Origin of the sequence: Mesorhizobium sp. M7A.F.Ca.CA.003.01.2.1, from assembly GCF_003998945.1 — a bacterium.
Taxonomy (GTDB): domain Bacteria; phylum Pseudomonadota; class Alphaproteobacteria; order Rhizobiales; family Rhizobiaceae; genus Mesorhizobium; species Mesorhizobium ciceri.
The window spans coordinates 1-2,435 of sequence record NZ_RZRA01000852.1 but is presented as its reverse complement, the minus strand read 5'-3'; the positions used below and the strand labels follow the sequence as shown (position 1 = coordinate 2,435).

At 63.9% G+C, this 2,435-nt stretch carries 3 protein-coding genes; all 3 read left to right on the top strand.

Going from position 1 to position 2,435, the window contains the following annotated elements:
* Positions 1-247, top strand: a 247-nt coding sequence (locus EN969_RS26640; RefSeq protein WP_164758510.1) for a hypothetical protein, incomplete at its 5' end; no start/stop codon positions are given.
* Positions 248-427: 180 nt separating this feature from the next.
* Complete coding sequence (gene folD, locus EN969_RS26635; RefSeq protein WP_063170063.1) at positions 428-1,327, top strand: bifunctional methylenetetrahydrofolate dehydrogenase/methenyltetrahydrofolate cyclohydrolase FolD; 900 nt, start codon at positions 428-430, stop codon at positions 1,325-1,327.
* Between the two features lie 56 nt (positions 1,328-1,383).
* A complete protein-coding gene (locus EN969_RS26630) occupies positions 1,384-2,346 on the top strand; it encodes a GlxA family transcriptional regulator (protein ID WP_013530232.1) in 963 nt (320 codons plus the stop codon).
* Positions 2,347-2,435 lie beyond the last annotated feature (89 nt).

Below are 2,435 nucleotides of genomic sequence, written 5' to 3'. Positions count from 1 at the left end.
ATCTATGCCGGCCGCCAATGCCGGGCAGCAGTCCGATCCGGCTCAGCCCGCTTCCGAGTCCTATCCACAGCCGCCCGTCGCGCAGCAGCAGGCGCCTCAGCCTCATCAGCGATCGGCGGAGCCGTCGCGGGCCGTGGAGGATGCCGAGCAGCAAGCGCCAATCGAGGAAATCCGCGCCAGCCTGCGCGAATTCCGCGAAGCGGTTCGCGAACTGACCGAGAGCCGCACGCGCCGCCGCTACTTCTGAGCCACAAAAATCTGCGCGGTGCCGTACAAAAACATGCCGGTTTCGCGTAAACGGCATGGGACGGCGCTTTGGCGGGATTGCATGTTGGATTTTTCGTGAAGATGCCACGCTGTGAAAGATCGAAAAGCGCGTCGCTTCCGGAAGCGACGCGCTTGGGCATTCTGGTGTTGAGGGTGGTCCATGGCTGAAGTGATTGATGGCAAGAGCGTTGCCGGGGACGTTGTGGGGACGGTCAAGACCCTGACGGCTGAACTTGTCGCCAAGGGCAAGGCCAAGCCCGGTCTTGCCGTGGTCATCGTCGGCGAGGATCCGGCCAGCCAGGTCTATGTCGCGTCCAAGTCGCGCACCGCCAAGGAATGCGGCTTTCATTCCGTCCAGCATACGCTGCCGGCCGAAACCTCCGAAGAGGCATTGCTGAAGATCATCGGCGACCTCAACGCCGATCCGGCCATCAATGGCATCCTCGTGCAGCTTCCTCTGCCGGCCCACATTGACGCCGGCAAGATCATCCAGACCATCGCGCCGGAAAAGGATGTCGACGGCTTCCACTTCATCAATGTCGGCAAGCTCGGCACCGGTGAACTCGAAACAGCGTTCGTGCCTTGCACGCCGGCCGGCTCGATGCTTCTGATCGAGCGGGTGCGCGGCAAGGACCTGTCCGGCCTCAACGCAGTCGTCGTCGGCCGCTCCAACATCGTCGGCAAGCCGATGGCCAACCTGCTGCTTGCCGCCAACTGCACCGTCACCATCGCCCACAGCCGCACCAGGGATCTGCCGGCCTTGGCCCGCACCGCCGATATCCTTGTCGCGGCCGTCGGCAGGCCGGAGATGATCAGGGGTGATTGGGTGAAGCCAGGCGCCACCGTCATCGATGTCGGCATCAACCGCATCCCGGCGCCGGAAAAGGGCGAGGGCAAGTCCCGCCTCGTCGGCGATGTCGCCTATGCCGAAGCGGCCAGGGCCGCCAGCGCCATCACACCGGTGCCCGGCGGTGTCGGCCCCATGACCATTGCCATGCTGATGGCCAATACGTTAGCCTCCGCCTACCTTTCGGCCGGATTGAAACGGCCGTCCTTCTGACCCGCCAGAAAGCTGCAGCTTTGCCGAACCCCAGTGTTCCCTCAGAACGGCCGGTCATGACTGACCCCGTTCAAGGCGGCCGGCAGTTCGCATTCCTGCTGGTAGACAAGTTCTCCATGTTCTCGCTGGCTGCCGCGATCGATACGTTCCGGTCGGCGAACCGGTTGCTTGGCCGCGACTTCTACGGTTGGACCACGGTGTCGGCCGATGGCGATCCGGTGATGGCTTCCAATGGCCTGCCGCTCAAGATCGACTACGCCGTTGCCGACCTGCCGCCGGTCGATATCCTTTTCGTCTCGGTCGGGCTGACGACCGAATTCCCCGGCAAGAGCAAGGTGCTGGCGGCTTTGCGAAGCTGGGGCCGGCGCGGCAATGCGCTGGGTGCCCTGTCGGTCGGGTCCTACCTGCTGGCCGAGGCCGGCCAGCTCGAAGGCTATCGCTGCACCATCCATTGGGAAAACCGCGCCGGCTTCGTCGAGCGATTCCCCGACATCAACTGCACCGGCAACGTCTTCGAGATCGATCGCAAGCGCTACACCTGTGCCGGCGGCACCACTTCGATCGACCTGATGCTGGAGATCGTGCGCGGCGATTTCGGCTCGAACCTGGCCAATGGCGTCGCCAACCAGTTCCAGCACGAACGCATCCGCTCGGCCGGCGACCGTCAGCGCGTCGGACCCGAACGCGACCTGACCGGCAAGTCGGAGAAGCTCAGGCGCATCGTCGAACTGATGGCCGACCACCTCGACGAGCCGCTGTCGGCGGTACAGCTGGCCAAATCCGCCGGCCTTTCGGTGCGCCAGGTCGAGCGCCTGTTCCTGCGCCATCTCAGCGTCACGCCCGGCCGTTACTATATGCGATTGCGGCTGGAGCGGGCGCGCGAACTGCTGCGCCAGACCAACATGCCGATCCTCGACGTGGCGATCGCGACGGGCTTCACCTCGCATTCCTACTTCGCCCAGAGCTACCGGCTGCAATTCGGCAGGCCGCCTTCGGAAGAACGCCGCACGACTTACTAAGCTGGTTTTCGTTTTCGTTGAAAGTTCGGCATTCGGCCCGGCGCATCGGGCCAAGGCCATGAATTCGGGTTAATGGGTTCTTTCGGAGC

Coding starts and splice junctions, on each gene's coding strand:
- folD (WP_063170063.1), top strand. CDS start 428: ATGGCTGAAGTGATTGATGGCAAGAGCGTTGCCGGGGACGTTGTGGGG.
- EN969_RS26630 (WP_013530232.1), top strand. CDS start 1,384: ATGACTGACCCCGTTCAAGGCGGCCGGCAGTTCGCATTCCTGCTGGTA.